15 protein-coding genes are annotated in these 16100 nt (G+C 58.4%); 12 read left to right on the forward strand and 3 right to left on the reverse strand.

Annotated features, from left to right (window positions below):
- The first annotated feature begins 193 nt into the window (after positions 1 to 193).
- From priA to rraA, 7 genes are all read left to right on the forward strand, one after another.
- The gene (priA, locus tag ID864_RS20695) at positions 194 to 2395 is read left to right on the forward strand and encodes a primosomal protein N' (RefSeq protein WP_048914284.1); all 2202 of its coding nucleotides are present in this window, start codon (positions 194 to 196) and stop codon (positions 2393 to 2395) included.
- A 208-nt stretch (positions 2396 to 2603) separates the two neighbouring features.
- Positions 2604 to 3641, forward strand: coding sequence for a DNA-binding transcriptional regulator CytR (gene cytR, locus ID864_RS20700; protein ID WP_191150301.1), 1038 nt, complete (start codon positions 2604 to 2606; stop codon positions 3639 to 3641).
- A gap of 154 nt (positions 3642 to 3795) precedes the next feature.
- Positions 3796 to 4713: a cell division protein FtsN gene (gene ftsN / locus ID864_RS20705; RefSeq protein WP_133622284.1), complete on the forward strand. Its 918-nt coding sequence runs from the start codon at positions 3796 to 3798 to the stop codon at positions 4711 to 4713.
- A gap of 90 nt (positions 4714 to 4803) precedes the next feature.
- Complete coding sequence (hslV, locus tag ID864_RS20710; RefSeq protein ID WP_048914281.1) at positions 4804 to 5334, forward strand: ATP-dependent protease subunit HslV; 531 nt, start codon at positions 4804 to 4806, stop codon at positions 5332 to 5334.
- Between the two features lie 12 nt (positions 5335 to 5346).
- Positions 5347 to 6681: an HslU--HslV peptidase ATPase subunit gene (gene hslU / locus ID864_RS20715; RefSeq protein WP_048914280.1), complete on the forward strand. Its 1335-nt coding sequence runs from the start codon at positions 5347 to 5349 to the stop codon at positions 6679 to 6681.
- 160 nt (positions 6682 to 6841) lie between these two features.
- Complete coding sequence (locus ID864_RS20720) at positions 6842 to 7768, forward strand: 1,4-dihydroxy-2-naphthoate polyprenyltransferase (RefSeq protein ID WP_099753993.1); 927 nt, start codon at positions 6842 to 6844, stop codon at positions 7766 to 7768.
- 106 nt (positions 7769 to 7874) lie between these two features.
- Positions 7875 to 8360 (forward strand): ribonuclease E activity regulator RraA, encoded by a 486-nt coding sequence (rraA, locus tag ID864_RS20725; protein ID WP_048914278.1) that lies wholly within the window; start codon positions 7875 to 7877, stop codon positions 8358 to 8360.
- Positions 8361 to 8425: 65 nt separating this feature from the next.
- Here rraA and zapB read toward each other — a convergent pair whose 3' ends face one another.
- Positions 8426 to 8665: a cell division protein ZapB gene (gene zapB / locus ID864_RS20730; RefSeq protein ID WP_048914277.1), complete on the reverse strand. Its 240-nt coding sequence runs from the start codon at positions 8663 to 8665 to the stop codon at positions 8426 to 8428.
- A 445-nt stretch (positions 8666 to 9110) separates the two neighbouring features.
- Here zapB and ID864_RS20735 point away from each other — a divergent pair, with 445 nt between their 5' ends.
- The 3 genes from ID864_RS20735 (at position 9111) to glpX (ending at position 12608) form a co-directional block, all read left to right on the forward strand.
- Positions 9111 to 9950, forward strand: coding sequence for an MIP/aquaporin family protein (locus tag ID864_RS20735; RefSeq protein WP_191150302.1), 840 nt, complete (start codon positions 9111 to 9113; stop codon positions 9948 to 9950).
- A 34-nt stretch (positions 9951 to 9984) separates the two neighbouring features.
- A complete protein-coding gene (gene glpK / locus ID864_RS20740) occupies positions 9985 to 11499 on the forward strand; it encodes a glycerol kinase GlpK (protein WP_048914275.1) in 1515 nt (504 codons plus the stop codon).
- 98 nt (positions 11500 to 11597) lie between these two features.
- Positions 11598 to 12608 (forward strand): class II fructose-bisphosphatase, encoded by a 1011-nt coding sequence (gene glpX / locus ID864_RS20745; RefSeq protein ID WP_099753992.1) that lies wholly within the window; start codon positions 11598 to 11600, stop codon positions 12606 to 12608.
- Positions 12609 to 12677: 69 nt separating this feature from the next.
- Here the strand turns inward: glpX and emrD are convergent, their stop codons facing one another.
- Positions 12678 to 13856 carry a multidrug efflux MFS transporter EmrD gene (emrD, locus tag ID864_RS20750; protein ID WP_048914273.1) on the reverse strand — a complete coding sequence of 393 codons (1179 nt, stop codon included), beginning with the start codon at positions 13854 to 13856 and terminating at the stop codon, positions 12678 to 12680.
- A gap of 310 nt (positions 13857 to 14166) precedes the next feature.
- Here emrD and fpr point away from each other — a divergent pair, with 310 nt between their 5' ends.
- Positions 14167 to 14913, forward strand: a complete 747-nt coding sequence (fpr, locus tag ID864_RS20755) for a ferredoxin--NADP(+) reductase (protein ID WP_191150303.1) — start codon at positions 14167 to 14169, stop codon at positions 14911 to 14913.
- On the opposite strand, the gene ID864_RS20760 is transcribed toward fpr, so the two are convergent.
- On the reverse strand, positions 14904 to 15347 hold the full coding sequence (locus tag ID864_RS20760; RefSeq protein ID WP_048914297.1) for a DUF805 domain-containing protein: 444 nt from the start codon (positions 15345 to 15347) through the stop codon (positions 14904 to 14906). The two genes, fpr and ID864_RS20760, sit on opposite strands and share 10 nt — an antisense overlap.
- A gap of 91 nt (positions 15348 to 15438) precedes the next feature.
- Here ID864_RS20760 and ID864_RS20765 point away from each other — a divergent pair, with 91 nt between their 5' ends.
- On the forward strand, positions 15439 to 16032 hold the full coding sequence (locus tag ID864_RS20765) for a DUF1454 family protein (protein ID WP_048914296.1): 594 nt from the start codon (positions 15439 to 15441) through the stop codon (positions 16030 to 16032).
- Positions 16033 to 16100 lie beyond the last annotated feature (68 nt).

A 16100-nucleotide genomic window follows, 5' to 3' on the forward strand; every position in this document is an offset into this window, starting at 1 on the left:
TCGCTCTCCCGCGCCAGGATAACTCCTGCACCGGCACCACACGAAGATTAATGTTTCAAGTGAAGTTGATACCAAAATGCCGTACCAACGGCGGCGAACTATACAGAAATTAACCACACACCGCAATCGGATCCGCACATTGAGGAAGACTCAGTGTACACTAACTGGCTTAATTTTTCACCCGGATGAATTCATGCCCGTTGTTCAGGTCGCGCTACCCGTTCCGCTTGCCCGCAACTTTGACTATCTGTTGCCACCTCACCTTATCAGCCACGCCGTGGTGGGTGGGCGAGTGACTGTGCCGTTCGGCAAGCGTAAAGCAACCGGCGTGGTGGTGGCGATTGTCGAACAGAGCGACTTCCCGCTCGACCAGATGAAGAACGTCATAGAGGTGCTGGACAGCGAATCGCTCTACCCGGCTTCGCTGTGGCGCATCCTGCTGTGGGCGGCCGACTACTATCACTTTCCGCTGGGAGAGGTGCTGTTCCACGCCATGCCGGTGCTGCTGCGCCAGGGTAAAGCGGCGGAAGAAGCGCCGCTGTGGCAGTGGGTGATGACCGAAGAAGGCAAGGCCACCGCGCCGGAAAGCCTGAAGCGCGCGCCAAAGCAGCAGCAGGCACTGGCCGCCCTGCGCAACCGCCCGCTGTATCGTCACGAAGTCAGCCAGCACGACATCACCGAAGCGACGCTACAGGCGCTGCGTGCCAAAGGGCTGTGTGAACTGCGTCCGCAGCAGCGTGCCCGCGAGGACTGGCGCACCGGCTATGCCGTCAATGGCGAGCGCCTGCGCCTGAATACCGAGCAGGCCACGGCGGTCGGGGCGATTCGCAGCGCCGACGACTGCTTCTCCGCGTGGCTGCTGGCAGGAATCACCGGCTCCGGCAAAACCGAAGTCTACCTCAGCATGCTGGAAAATATTCTGGCCAGCGGCCGCCAGGCGCTGGTGATGGTGCCGGAAATCGGCCTGACGCCCCAGACTATTGCCCGCTTTCGCGAGCGCTTTAATGCCCCGGTTGACGTGCTGCACTCCGGCTTAAATGACAGCGAGCGCCTGGCCGTCTGGCTGCGTGCGCGCAGCGGCGAGACAGCGATCGTCATCGGCACCCGCTCATCGCTGTTCACGCCGTTTGCCCGCCTCGGCGCAATCATTATTGATGAGGAGCACGACAGCTCCTATAAGCAGCAGGAGGGCTGGCGCTACCATGCCCGTGACCTGGCGGTATTTCGCGCGCGTCAGGAAAATATTCCGATTGTGATGGGTTCCGCCACCCCGGCACTGGAAACCCTGCATAACGTTCAGCTGGGGAAATATCGCCAGCTTAGCCTCAGCAAGCGCGCCGGGAACGCCACCAAAGCCACTCAGCTACTGGTCGACCTGAAGGGCGTGAAGCTGCAGGGTGGGCTGTCACCGATGCTGATCAAAAAAATCGGCCAGCATCTGAAAGCGGATAATCAGGTGCTGCTGTTTCTCAACCGGCGCGGCTTTTCCCCCACCCTGCTGTGCCACGAGTGCGGCTGGATAGCCGAATGCCAGCGCTGCGATCGCTATTACACTCTTCACCAGCATCAGCGCCAGCTGCGCTGCCACCACTGCGACAGCCAGCGCCCGGTGCCGCATCAGTGCCCACAGTGCGGCTCCACCCATCTGGTGCCGGTCGGATTAGGCACGGAACAGCTGGAGCATAATATCGGGGCGCTGTTCCCCGACGTGCCGCTGACGCGTATCGACCGCGACACCACTAGTCGTAAAGGTGCGCTGGAGCAGCAGCTGGCGGAGGTGCACCGCGGCGGTGCGCGTATTCTGGTCGGCACCCAGATGCTGGCGAAAGGCCACCACTTCCCGGACGTCACGCTGGTGTCGCTGCTTGACGTCGACGGCGCGCTGTTTTCCGCCGATTTCCGCTCGGCGGAGCGCTTCGCCCAGCTTTACGTGCAGGTCGCTGGCCGTGCCGGGCGCGCAGGCAAGCAGGGGGAGGTGCTGTTGCAGACCCACCACCCTGAGCACCCGCTGCTGCAAACCCTGCTGCATCAGGGCTACGATGCCTTTGCCCATCAGGCGCTGAGCGAGCGCAGCAGCGTGTTCCTGCCACCCTTTACCAGCCATGCGCTGTTCCGTGCTGAAGACCACGATAATCAGCAGGCCAGCCTGTTCCTCCAGCAGCTGCGTAACCTGCTGGAAGCCAGCCCGCTGAATGATGAATCGTTCTGGGTCATGGGCCCGGTGCCGGCACTGCAGGCAAAACGCAGCGGTCGCTACCGCTGGCAGCTGCTGTTACAACACCCTTCCCGCGCCGTATTGCAGCGGCTAATCAAATCCAGCCTGCCGCTGATTAACACCCTGCCGCAAGCGCGCAAAGTCAAATGGACGCTGGATATCGACCCAAGCGAAAGCTGAGAACGTAACCGGTTGCGTGGCAAAGTTATGCGGCAGATCGAAAAAAGTCGCACAAGTCACAATTTTTATGCAAATTAAGTAACAGCACGTCGTTAGATCTGTTAAGAATGCGGAGTTATCCGCTCGGCTCGCGGTAAACGTCATTATTGCCATAAAAAATCGTCATCAGTTGGTCAGGTCAGCTCAGGCTGGCGTGAGGAGAAAAGCGTTGGGGCACAATCAAGAGACAACAGCGGCGACCATGAAGGACGTGGCTGAACACGCAGGCGTATCGACGGCAACCGTCTCCCGCACGCTGATGAATCCGGAAAAGGTCTCTGCGGCGACGCGTTATAAAGTAGAACAGGCAGTGATCGCCGTGGGTTACTCCCCCCACTCAATGACGCGCAGTTCGCGACGTAGCGAGTCACGTACTGTACTGGTGATCGTACCGGACATCTGCGACCCGTTCTTTAGTGAAATCATTCGCGGCATCGAAGTCGTGGCGGCTTCCGAAGGCTATCTGGTGCTGATTGGCGACTGCGCACACCAGAATCAGCAGGAAAAATCCTTCCTTAACCTGATGCTGACCCGGCAGATTGACGGCATGGTGCTGCTCGGTTCCAACGTGCCGTTTGAAACGGGCGTCGAGGAGCAGCGCAACCTGCCGCCGATGGTAATGGCCAACGAGTTCGCGCCGGAGCTGGAGCTGCCAACGGTACATATCGACAACCTTACCGCCGCCTTTGAAGCCGTCAACCATCTGCAAAAACTTGGCCATCGCCGTATCGCCTGCATAGCCGGGCCGGATGATATGCCGCTCTGCCAGTATCGCCTGCAGGGCTACATCCAGGCGCTGCGCCGTCACGGCATCCCGGTCGATCCGCAATATATCGTGCGCGGTGAATTCAGTTTCGACGCGGGTTCACAGGCGATGAAACATCTGATGAGCCTGCCGAAACCGCCCGACGCGCTGTTCTGCCACAGCGATATTATTGCGCTTGGCGCCATGGCGCAGGCGAAAACGATGGGCCTGCGCGTGCCGCAGGATATTTCTCTGATTGGCTTTGATGATATCGAACTGTCGCGCTACAGCGACCCGCAGCTCACTACCGTCGCGCAGCCACGCTTCAACATTGGTCGCGAAGCAATGCTACTGTTGCTGGAACAGTTACAGGGCAGAATGGTGAGCAATGGCTCGCGCCTGCTGGATTTTGAGCTGAAAATTCGCGGCAGCACCGCACCCTCACTGCGCGATGAGGAGTAACCCTGGTGCGGCGGGAGTAGAATCAGCATATTCTTAGACATATCGCTGCTGGTCAAACTTCCGACCCTTGAGTAACATGGCGGGCTATAACCGGGCGCCCGACCCCCCTGCTTTCTGCCCGGCCTTACCTTCATTGATTATTAGCGGAACGATAGTGGCACAAAAAGATTATGTAGGCCGCGGGCGTTCGACAGGGACGCGTCGCAAAAAGACCAACAGTCGCAGCAAGAAGCGCAGCAGTGGATCCGGTGTATCAAAAATCATGGTAGTGCTGGCAGTTGCCGTTCTGGTCACCTTTATTGGTGGGCTGTGGTTTATTGCACATCATAAAAAAGAAGATGTGCCGGTGATCCCCGATCATAAAGCCACCGGCAACGGCCTGCCGCCGAAGCCGGAAGAGCGCTGGCGCTATATCAAAGAGCTGGAAAATCGTCAGCTCGGTGTCCCGACGCCGACCGAGCCAACCTCCGGCGGCGAAGCGCACTCGCAAACGCAGTTAACCGACGAACAGCGCCAGCTGCTGGACCAGATGCAGGCCGATATGCGCCAGCAGCCGACCCAGCTCAACGAAGTGCCGTGGAATGAGCAAACCCCGGCGCAGCGCCAGCAGACGCTACAGCGCCAGCAGCAGCAAACCCAGCTGCAGCAGCAGTCGCGCATGCCACAGCAGCAAACTCAGCAGCCGGTTCGCACTCAGCCGCAGCAGGCTCAGCAGCCCGCCACGCCGCGCCCGGCACCCATTACGCCGGTCACGCGTGAGCCGGTGCGCCAGCAGCCGAAGCAGGAAACTGCCGCCGCCGCGCCGAAAGTGGAAACTAAGCCTAAAGAGGCCGAAAAAACCAACGGTCAGCGCTGGATGGTGCAGTGTGGATCGTTCAAAGGGACCGACCAGGCGGAATCCATCCGCGCCCAGCTGGCCTTCGAAGGTTTTGAAAGCCGCATCACTACCGGCGGCGGCTGGAATCGCGTGGTGATTGGTCCGTATAACAACCGCAGCGGAGCCGACAGTACCCTGAAACGCCTGCGCGGTTCCGGCCACTCAAATTGTATTCCTCTCTCTGTGGGGGGTTGAAACCCTCTAATCTCGCCCCATATCTGATTGCATCAGTGCCCCGCACAAAGCGTGCGGGGTCATCTTCCGACTGCAACAAGGGGTCTGCCCGTGACAACAATAGTAAGTGTACGACGCAACGGCCAGGTAGTAATTGGCGGTGATGGCCAGGCTACCCTCGGCAATACCGTAATGAAAGGCAACGTCAAAAAAGTGCGTCGTCTCTACAATGACAAAGTCATTGCCGGTTTTGCCGGCGGTACCGCAGATGCCTTCACCCTGTTTGAACTTTTTGAACGCAAACTGGAAATGCACCAGGGCCACCTGGTGAAAGCAGCCGTTGAGCTGGCAAAAGACTGGCGCACCGACCGTATGCTGCGCAAGCTCGAAGCGCTGCTGGCCGTGGCCGACGAAAACGCCTCGCTGATCATTACCGGCAACGGTGACGTTATCCAGCCAGAAAATGACCTCATTGCCATCGGTTCGGGCGGTCCTTACGCTCAGGCAGCAGCTCGTGCGCTGCTGGAAAACACCGACATCGGCGCGCAGGATATTGTGGAAAAAGCGCTCGGTATTGCAGGTGATATCTGCATCTATACCAACCACAATCTCACCATCGAATCACTACCGTCTAAAGCGTAAGGATCCTAATTTATGTCTGCTATGACTCCGCGCGAGATTGTCAGCGAACTCAACAGATTTATCATCGGCCAGGATGGCGCAAAGCGTGCCGTGGCTATCGCCCTGCGTAACCGCTGGCGCCGCATGCAGCTAGATGAAGAGCTGCGTCATGAAGTGACCCCAAAAAACATTCTGATGATCGGCCCGACCGGCGTCGGTAAAACCGAAATTGCCCGCCGCCTGGCGAAGCTGGCTAACGCGCCGTTCATCAAGGTTGAAGCCACCAAGTTCACTGAAGTGGGCTATGTCGGTAAAGAAGTGGATTCGATTATCCGCGATTTGACTGACTCTGCGCTGAAAATGGTGCGTTCTCAGGCTATTGAGAAAAATCGCTACCGCGCCGAAGAGATGGCGGAAGAGCGTATTCTTGACGTGCTGATCCCACCGGCTAAAAACAACTGGGGCCAGAACGAAACGTCGGCGGAACCGTCTGCTGCTCGCCAGTCATTCCGCAAAAAGCTGCGCGAAGGCCAGCTGGATGACAAAGAGATTGAAATCGACCTGGCCGCCGTCTCCGCCAATGGCGTGGAGATCATGGCGCCTCCCGGTATGGAGGAGATGACCAGCCAGCTGCAGTCGATGTTCCAGAACCTCGGCGGCCAGAAGCAGAAACCGCGCAAGCTGAAAATCAAAGAGGCGATGAAGCTGCTGATTGAAGAAGAAGCGGCGAAGCTGGTCAACCCGGAAGAGCTGAAGCAGGAAGCCATCGATGCGGTCGAGCAGCACGGTATCGTGTTTATTGATGAGATTGATAAAGTCTGTAAGCGCGGCGAATCCTCCGGCCCGGACGTCTCTCGCGAAGGCGTACAGCGCGACCTGCTGCCGCTGGTAGAAGGCTGTACCGTATCGACCAAGCACGGCATGGTGAAAACTGACCATATTCTGTTTATCGCCTCCGGCGCATTCCAGGTGGCCAGCCCGTCTGACCTGATCCCTGAGCTGCAGGGCCGTCTGCCAATCCGCGTTGAGCTGCAGGCGCTGACCACGCACGATTTCGAGCGTATCCTCACCGAGCCAAGCGCCTCAATCACCGTGCAGTATAAAGCGCTGATGAATACCGAAGGCGTAGAGATTAACTTCACCGAAGACGGCATCAGCAAAATCGCCGCCGCCGCGTGGCAGGTTAATGAAACCGCTGAGAACATCGGTGCGCGCCGCCTGCACACCGTGCTGGAGCGTCTGATGGAGGAGATCTCCTATGACGCCAGCGACCTGACCGGGCAGTCGTTCACTATCGATGCCGAGTACGTCAGCAAGCACCTGGATGAACTGGTGGCCGACGAAGACCTCAGCCGCTTTATCCTGTAATCCCTGCTCCCCTCATCCCGGCACCTGCCGGGATTTTTTTATCCTGCCTGCACCTTGACCTGGATTAACACTTCCCGGCGCCGTCGCGCGTAAACTGCCCGCTGAACCCGCTCTGGCATTCGCCGGACTCGACCTGTCGCGGATCGGAGGCGCAACCCCTATGGAAAACAGCCAACTGGCCCCCTTAATCAGTCAGCCACAGGCCTGGCTGGAGAGTTTGCGCCTGCGCACGCTGCCGCTGGCCTGCGCCTCCATTATTACTGGCAGTGCGCTGGCGTGGTGGCAGGGGCACTTCGACCTCACCACCGCGCTGCTGGCGCTGCTGACCACCGTACTGCTGCAGATCCTCTCTAATCTCGCCAATGATTACGGGGATACCGGGAAAGGCAGTGACAGTGCCGATCGCATCGGGCCGCTGCGCGGGATGCAGAAAGGGGCCATCAGCCGCTATCAGATGCGTATTGCGCTGGTCTTCACCGTGCTGCTGACGATGGCGAGCGGCATCGTACTGCTGTCACGCGCCTGCCGCTCGCTCAGCGATATGCTGGGCTTCCTTGCCCTGGGCGCGCTGGCGATCGTCGCGGCGATCGCCTATACCGTCGGGCGCAAGCCTTATGGCTACCTGGGCCTTGGCGATCTCTCCGTGATGATATTTTTTGGCTGGCTGGGGGTGATCGGTAGCTGGTATCTGCAAACCCACCAGCTCAGCACGCTGCCGCTGCTGCCTGCCAGCGCCTGCGGGCTGCTGGCGACCGCAGTGCTGAATATCAACAACCTGCGCGATATTGACAGCGACCGGCTGAACGGTAAATTCACCCTGGCCGTGCGCCTGGGCCCGCTGCGGGCGCGGCACTACCACCGGCTACTGCTCGCCGCAGCCTCACTTTGCCTGGCATGCTTCACGCTGCGGTATAACCCCCATCCCGCCGGCTGGCTGTTCCTGCTGAGCGTCCCGCTGTTGTGGCAGCAGGGCAGCAGGGTGCTGCGCGAAACCAGCCCCGCAGCGATGCGCCCGATGCTGGAAAAAACGGTGAAAATGGCCCTGCTGGTGAACGTGCTGTTTGCCGTTGGATTGCTGCTCAGCTAATTGCGATGTGCTTGACCCATCGCAATTTTTAACAATTGATGATTTTGCCAACAGCCGGGTTTAAGCGATATACTTACCCCCCCTGTAGCAAACAGACGAAAACCCTATGAAATACGATACTTCAGAACTGTGCGACATCTATCACGAGGACGTGAATGTCGTTGAACCGCTCTTCTCAAACTTTGGTGGGCGCACCTCGTTTGGCGGGCAAATCATCACGGTAAAATGTTTCGAGGACAACGGTCTGCTCTATGATTTGCTGGAGGAAAACGGTCGTGGCCGCATTCTGCTGGTTGATGGCGGCGGCTCGGTTCGCCGGGCGCTGGTTGATGCTGCTCTTGCAAGGCTGGCAGTGGAAAACGAGTGGGAAGGCATCGTGGTGTACGGCTCGGTGCGCCAGGTCGACGACCTGGAAGAGCTGGATATCGGCATTCAGGCGATTGCGGCGATCCCGGCGGGTGCCGCGGGTGAAGGCATTGGTGAAAGCGACGTGCGGGTTAACTTCGGCGGCGTCACCTTCTTCTCCGGTGACCATCTGTACGCTGATAATACCGGTATGATCCTCTCGGAAGACCCGCTCGATATCGAATAAGCGAAAACGGGTGCCTGCGGCACCCGTTTCTCTCTACAGCTCTCTGTTTTAACGAGGGAGCAGCATTACACCTCTTCCATTTTTCCCAGCAGTGCACGCAGACGTTCCTGCCACACATGCTGCTCTTCCTTCAGGTGCTGGTTTTCGCGCACCAGCGCATCAGTATTACCCGACGCCTGCTGAACCTGCTGGTTCAGATTACCGTTCTGCTCTTTCAGCTCTTCGATTTCCATCTGCAACAGCGTGATGGTATCAATCGCCTGCTGCACTTTCGCTTCCAGTTTCTCAAACACTTCAAATGACATTTCTTAACCTCTCCTATTCGCAGGGCGTTGATGATGCTAGCCGCAGGGGTGAGGAATGAACCGGCATTCCGCGGATAACAACGATGCCCCGATTGTAAGTAGAGCGGCACCCCAAGTCCAGCAGCGAACCCGCACGGGGCGCAGTCTGTAACAATTTTCGGTCTAGACCTGGTTTATGCAACAACTCACCGGGGAAAATGTAAGGTCAGGGTTAATTATTTGCGCATTTCACGCGCGATCAAACGCGCATCCTGGTGTTTCTGGAAAGGAAAAAGACGCGAAAACGCTCATTTTTATGACGCGCTACACAATTTTTGATTTCGCTATTTCTCGTTTATGCTCGTTAACGATAAATTCACAACAGCCCTACATAAGATTTGGGTGGTTCACGGATGAAGCAAAACTAAGATGGTAAACATTTAACCTCGCCTTCAGGAATTTCATCATGAGTCATACAAGCACACTTAAAGGGCAGTGCATCGCCGAGTTCCTTGGTACTGCTACGATCATCTTCTTTGGTGCTGGCTGTGTCGCAGCTATGAAACTCGCCGGTGCCAGTTTTGGCCAGTGGGAAATCAGCATCATCTGGGGTATTGCCGTTTCAATGGCGGTCTACCTTAGCGCCGGTATCTCCGGGGCGCACCTCAACCCTGCCGTCACCGTCGCACTGTGGTTATTCGCCAATTTCGAAGGCCGTAAAGTCATTCCCTACACCCTTGCGCAGGTCGCCGGAGCGTTTTGCTCTGCTGCACTGGTTTACGGTCTTTACTACAATTTATTCCTCGACTACGAACAGACGCATCAGATGGTACGCGGCAGCGTTGAAAGCCTCGACCTCGCGGGCATCTTCTCCACCTATCCCAACCCGCATATTGGCGTCGGCCAGGCCTTCCTGGTTGAGATAGTGATCACCGCGGTGATGATGGGGCTGATTATGGCGCTGACCGATGATGGCAACGGCCTGCCGCGTGGCCCAATGGCGCCGCTGCTGATTGGCCTGCTGATCGCCGTTATCGGTGGTGCGATGGGTCCACTGACCGGATTTGCACTGAACCCGGCACGTGATTTCGGACCAAAACTGTTCGCCTGGGTTGCTGGCTGGGGTAATGTTGCCTTCACCGGCGCCCGTGATATCCCTTATTTCCTTGTTCCGATCTTTGGCCCACTGGTCGGCGCAAGTCTCGGTGCCTTTGGTTACCGCGCCCTGATTGCCAACAACCTGCCAGGCAAGGTTGCTGAAAAACAGGAAAAACCGGTGCCACGCGCTGCACAGCGTAAAGCATAATCCTGCTAACTGCCTACACCATCAGGAAATTATTATGACCGTAGAAAAAAAATACATTGTCGCGCTCGATCAGGGAACCACCAGTTCCCGTGCCGTGATTCTGGACCACGATTCCAACATCGTCGCCGTGTCGCAGCGTGAATTCCAGCAAATTTACCCGAAAGCGGGCTGGGTTGAGCATGACCCAATGGATATCTGGGCATCGCAGAGCTCTACGCTGGTTGAAGTACTGGCACACGCAGACATTAACTCCGATGAGATTGCCGCCATTGGTATCACCAACCAGCGCGAAACCACCATCGTCTGGGAAAAAGAGACCGGCAAGCCAATCTACAACGCTATCGTCTGGCAGGACCCGCGTACCGCCGACTACTGTGCCAAACTGAAACGCGAAGGTCTGGAAGAGTACATCCGTCATACCACGGGCCTGGTGATTAACCCGTACTTCTCCGGGACCAAAGTGAAGTGGATCCTCGACCACGTAGAGGGCTCACGCGAGCGCGCGCGCCGTGGCGAACTGCTGTTCGGTACCGTCGACTCCTGGCTGGTATGGAAAATGACGCAGGGACGGGTTCACATTACCGACTACACCAACGCCTCACGCACCATGATGTTCAACATTCACAAGCTGGAGTGGGATCAGCGCATGCTGGAGATCCTCGATATCCCGCGTGAGATGCTGCCGGAAGTGAAGTCCTCCTCCGAAGTTTACGGCCAGACCAACATTGGTGGTAAAGGCGGTACGCGTATTCCTATCGCCGGTATCGCCGGTGACCAGCAGGCAGCACTGTACGGCCAGCTGTGCGTACAGCCGGGCATGGCGAAAAACACCTACGGCACCGGCTGCTTTATGCTGATGAACACCGGTACCGAAGCGGTGACCTCTACCCACGGCCTGCTGACCACCATCGCCTGCGGCCCGCGCGGCGAGGTTAACTACGCGCTGGAAGGCGCCGTGTTTATCGGTGGCGCATCCATTCAGTGGCTGCGCGATGAGATGAAGCTGATTAACGACTCCACCGACTCCGAATACTTCGCCACCAAGGTAAACGACACCAACGGCGTGTATATGGTGCCTGCATTTACCGGTCTGGGCGCGCCCTACTGGGACCCGTATGCCCGTGGTGCGATCTTCGGCCTGACGCGCGGTGCCAACGCTAACCACATTATCCGCGCGACCCTGGAGTCGATTGCCTATCAGACCCGTGATGTACTGGAAGCGATGCAGAACGACGCCAACACCCGCCTGCAGTCGCTGCGCGTGGATGGGGGTGCCGTAGCCAACAACTTCCTGATGCAGTTCCAGTCCGATATTCTCGGCGCGCGCGTTGAGCGCCCGGAAGTGCGCGAAGTCACCGCGCTCGGCTCGGCTTACCTGGCCGGCCTGGCGGTCGGGTTCTGGAAGGATCTGGACGAAGTGCGCGCCAAGTCAGTGATCGAACGTGAGTTCCGCCCAAGTATCGAAACCACCCAGCGTAACGTGCTGTACGCAGGCTGGAAGAAAGCGGTCGCCCGTGCGCAGGCATGGGAAGAGGCTGACGATAAGTAACTCCCCCTGCCCGCGGTCGCCAGATCGCGGGCATCCTCCTTCCCCTCCCTCTTCCCTGTGATAAACTTCCCGCCTCATTTGTTTCCTTAAGGCATGTCATGAAACGAGAACTGGCGATTGAATTTTCCCGCGTCACCGAAGCGGCAGCACTGGCTGGCTATAAGTGGCTGGGGCGCGGCGACAAAAACGCAGCCGATGGCGCTGCGGTACACGCGATGCGCATTATGCTCAATAAAGTCGATATCGATGGTCAGATCGTGATTGGCGAAGGGGAAATAGATGAAGCGCCGATGCTCTACATCGGTGAGAAAGTCGGTACTGGCCATGGCGATGCGGTGGATATCGCCGTCGATCCCATTGAAGGTACCCGCATGACCGCGCTTGGCCAGGCCAACGCGCTGGCGGTGATGGCGGTGGGTGACAAAGGCACCTTCCTGCATGCCCCGGATATGTACATGGAGAAACTGGTGGTCGGTCCCGGCGCCAAAGGTGCTATCAACCTCGATCTGCCGCTGGAAGAGAACCTGCGGCGCATTGCGCAGGCTCTGAAGAAACCGCTGGCAGAGCTGACCGTTACGCTGCTGGCGAAGCCGCGCCACGATGCGGTGATTGCCCGTCTGCAGCAGCTTGGCGTGCGCGTGTTTACCTTCCCGGATGGCGATGTCGCCGCGTCGATTCTGACCTGTATGCCGGACAGCGAAGTGGATGTGATGTACGGCATCGGCGGCGCGCCGGAGGGTGTGGTCTCAGCCGCGGCGATCCGCGCACTGGACGGCGATATGCAGGGCCGCCTGCTGGCACGTCACGACGTTAAGGGTGACACGCCAGAGAACCGCCGCCTGGGTGAAGAGGAGCTGGAGCGCTGCCGTGCGATGGGGATTGAAGCAGGCCAGGTGCTGGCGCTGGACCAGATGGCGCGCAACGATAACGTGGTGTTTTCCGCCACCGGCATCACCAGCGGCGATCTGCTAAAAGGCATCACGCGCAACGGCAATATGGCGACCACTGAAACCCTGCTGATCCGCGGTAAATCACGCACCATTCGTCGCATCCAGTCGATTCATTACCTCGACCTGAAAGACGAAAGTTTGCATCAGTATATTTTGTAAAACCCGGGGCGGGCATGCCATCGCCCCCTACACGATCCTGTAGGGGCGACGGCATGCCTCGCCCTGCATTTACGCCGCATGCGGCTGCGGATGCTTCGACAGCGGCAGCCAGCACAGCAGGATCAGCAGCGCGGTGCCAAACATCAGCATCCCCAGGCTGAACTGACCGTTCTGCGGCAGCAGCGCCGACAGCCAGGCGGTGATGCCGGACCCCAGATTCTGTAACCCCCCCACCAGCGCCCCGGCGGTACCTGCCATATAGGGCCACGGCTCCATCGCACCGGTGGTCGCCAGCGGAAACAGCATCCCGGCACCAAAGAAGAACAGCGATGCCGGCACGATCAGCGTCCACAGATTCATCACCCCGAGCCAGCCCGGGATCCACATCATCACCCCCGCCAGCAGGCAGCTATTCACCGCGTACCACATCACGGTGGTAAACGAACGCTCGCTGCGCCCGGCAAACCACGCGCCGAAAAAGGCAGCGGGCAGCGGCAGAATAAACAGAACGCTCACCGCCAGGCTGCTGTAACCCAGCACGCCGCCCATCAGCACGCCGCAGCTGGCCTCAAATACCGCAATCCCAGACAGAGCACCGATTAGGATCAGCAGATAGCGCACAAAGCTGCTGTCACCGAGCAAGGGCCGGTAGCGCGAGAAGAACGGGCGAGGCGGTAGGCCACTCGGGCGGGTTTCCGGCAGCCAGCGCAGCATGACGGCAGCGACCATCAGGCACAGCAGCAGCAGGAAAGCAAAGCAGGCCTGCCAGCCAAACAGGTGCGTCAGCCCGGCCCCGATTACCGGCGCAATGAGCGGGCTGACCAGAATGCCCATGTTGAGCAGGCTGTTGGCATGGCGCAGCGCGCTGCCCGAATAGAGGTCGCGCGGCATAGTACGCGCCATCACGCCCGCCACGCCGGTGCCCATGCCCTGGATCGCCGCCCCCAGCACCAGTCCGTTCAGGCTGTGCGCCAGCAGCGCGGTCAGCGAACCGGCAATAAATACCGCCATGCCAAACAGGATCACCGGACGGCGGCCGATATTATCCGACAGCGGCCCGTAAAACAGCTGGGACGCGCCGTAGGTCATCAGGTACGCCGCCATCACTCGCTGCACCGCGCCGTCGCCCACGTGAAACGCCTCGGCAATGGTCGACATCGCCGGAACGTAGATGGTTTGCGCCATCTGTCCCACGGCCAGCAGCGCTATCAGCATCACTAACAGATGCCCGTTTTCTAATTTTTTCATCGCTTAGCGTCATTATAAAGAGGGGAAAAGTTCACTCAGTGAAGAGTGATCTGCCAGATATCCCGGCATAATGGCGCTGAAAATATCAGGATTGCGTGACAAAGCGAGGGGTCAGCAGCAAATAGCGCACGCCGCGCTGTCAGCAAAAGCAGGCGCAGCTGTAAATCATTTTTTACGCTACGTTTATAGAGTGCTCATACTTTGTCGATACGAGCTTTCGCATCGGCCAGCGGCTGGAAAAAGTCGCGACAGCTGGCGAAGATAGCCGCAGAAACGCCAATGATGTCGCAAATGAATTAAGGAGTTTTTTATGGCCGTTTGGGTCAATGCCCGCGTCAGTAAAGTGATCGACTGGACCGACAGTTTATTTAGCCTGATCGTCAACGCCCCCATCGACCCCTTCACCGCCGGTCAGTACGCAAAACTGTCGCTGGAGATTGACGGTGAACGCGTGGTGCGCGCTTACTCCTTCGTCAATGCTCCCAGCAATGAGAACCTGGAGTTCTACCTGGTGACGGTGCCGGAAGGAAAGCTCAGCCCGCGTCTGCACGCGCTGAAACCGGGCGATGAAGTGATGATTACCCAGGACGCACAGGGCTTCTTCGTCATCGACGAAATTTCCGAGTGTAAGAACCTGTGGATGCTGGCAACCGGCACCGCTATCGGCCCGTATCTGTCGATTCTGGAGGAGGGTAAAGGGCTTGAGCGCTTCGAGAATATTGTGCTGCTGCACGCGGCACGCTATGCGCAGGACCTGAGCTATCTGCCGCAGATGCAGGAGCTGCAGCAGCGCTACAACGGCCAGCTGCAGATCCAGACCGTGGTCAGCCGCGAGGAGAGCCCGGGCTCACTGACCGGCCGCGTCCCGGCCCTGATTGAGAGCGGCCAGCTGGAAGCCGCTACCGGGCTGACCATTGATGCCGAAACCTGCCACGTCATGCTGTGCGGCAACCCGCAAATGGTGCGAGACACTCAGCTGGTGCTGAAGGAGACGCGCGGCATGCGTAAACATCTCAAGCGCAAGCCGGGCCATATGACCAGCGAGCACTACTGGTAATCAACCGCCCGCCGGCGCAGAAATGCCACCGACTGCGCCGGTTTGCCAAAGCGGTTATCACCGGGCGTGCCGGCAAGGGCTCCCAGCTCCACCAGCATACTGACGAGGATCAGCGTCGGGATAAAGCGCCCCACCAGCCACTGCGCCTCACCGGGCAGCATGGCCCAGTGCCCGGCCATCAGCATCCAGCCCAGCACCAGCAGCAGCGCCCACTGCCCGCCTTTATTGCGGTCATGCAGCCGCTTGACCAGCACCGCACTGCTCGGCCACAGCAGCGCCACCACGCAGAACGCGGCGGTCTGCGTGTCGACCAGGCCTTGACCGGCAATCGTAAACAGCAATACCAGAAGCAGCAGCCAGGTGGCCTGCCATATCCAGAAGTCGCGCCGCCCCAGCCGGCCACGAAAAGAGAAACACCACTGTTGTAAGGTCATTATTTTTATCTCTGAGTTCCAGGTGCCTTTGACTTTACCGGTCATTGTCCGTTTTAATCTTGAGCTGAGTTTACTGGTTAGGGCCGATGAAATGAAGAATGCACGATGGGCAGGGATTGCACTGCTAACCACCATGACCTTCGCGGTGGCTCACGCAGCGCCTGAGCCCCAGGCGCGAACCGAACATCTGCCGGCAGCCCCGTATTTGCAGGCGGGTTCTCCCACCTTTGATATGACTATCGGCCAGTTTCGCGAAAAGTATAATGCTGCCAACACAACGTTACCGTTAAGTGAATATCGCGCCATTGACAGTAGCGGCGACAAAAGCAATTTGACGCGTGCTGCCAGCAAGATCAACGAAAATCTTTACTCCTCAACGGCACTGGAGCACGGCACCGGCAAAGTCAAAACGCTGCAGATCACCTGGCTACCTATCCCCGGGCCGGAGCAAAAAGCCTCGCGCGATAAAGCCCTGGCGTATATGGCCGCGTTTGTGCGCTATTTTGAACCGATGTTGAGCAATGAACAGTCCCTGAAGCGCGTCAATGACCTGCTGGCAAAGGGTAAAGGCTCCCGATATTTCCAGCAAACCGAAGGCGCACTGCGCTATATCGTTGCTGATAATGGCGAAAAAGGGCTGACGTTTGCCGTCGAGCCGCTGAAACTGGCGCTGGCTGCCCCCTGAGAGCGGATGCGCAAAGGATGACGAAAAGCAAAGCCTTTGCGATGTTTGATCTCTATACTGTCTGGCAG

Source organism: Erwinia aphidicola (assembly GCF_014773485.1).
Lineage (GTDB): Bacteria > Pseudomonadota > Gammaproteobacteria > Enterobacterales > Enterobacteriaceae > Erwinia > Erwinia aphidicola.

Coding starts and splice junctions, on each gene's coding strand:
- priA (WP_048914284.1), top strand. CDS start 194: ATGCCCGTTGTTCAGGTCGCGCTACCCGTTCCGCTTGCCCGCAACTTT.
- hslU (WP_048914280.1), top strand. CDS start 5,347: ATGTCTGCTATGACTCCGCGCGAGATTGTCAGCGAACTCAACAGATTT.
- ID864_RS20720 (WP_099753993.1), top strand. CDS start 6,842: ATGGAAAACAGCCAACTGGCCCCCTTAATCAGTCAGCCACAGGCCTGG.
- rraA (WP_048914278.1), top strand. CDS start 7,875: ATGAAATACGATACTTCAGAACTGTGCGACATCTATCACGAGGACGTG.
- zapB (WP_048914277.1), bottom strand. CDS start 8,665: ATGTCATTTGAAGTGTTTGAGAAACTGGAAGCGAAAGTGCAGCAGGCG.
- ID864_RS20735 (WP_191150302.1), top strand. CDS start 9,111: ATGAGTCATACAAGCACACTTAAAGGGCAGTGCATCGCCGAGTTCCTT.
- glpK (WP_048914275.1), top strand. CDS start 9,985: ATGACCGTAGAAAAAAAATACATTGTCGCGCTCGATCAGGGAACCACC.
- glpX (WP_099753992.1), top strand. CDS start 11,598: ATGAAACGAGAACTGGCGATTGAATTTTCCCGCGTCACCGAAGCGGCA.
- emrD (WP_048914273.1), bottom strand. CDS start 13,856: ATGAAAAAATTAGAAAACGGGCATCTGTTAGTGATGCTGATAGCGCTG.
- fpr (WP_191150303.1), top strand. CDS start 14,167: ATGGCCGTTTGGGTCAATGCCCGCGTCAGTAAAGTGATCGACTGGACC.
- ID864_RS20760 (WP_048914297.1), bottom strand. CDS start 15,347: ATGACCTTACAACAGTGGTGTTTCTCTTTTCGTGGCCGGCTGGGGCGG.
- ID864_RS20765 (WP_048914296.1), top strand. CDS start 15,439: ATGAAGAATGCACGATGGGCAGGGATTGCACTGCTAACCACCATGACC.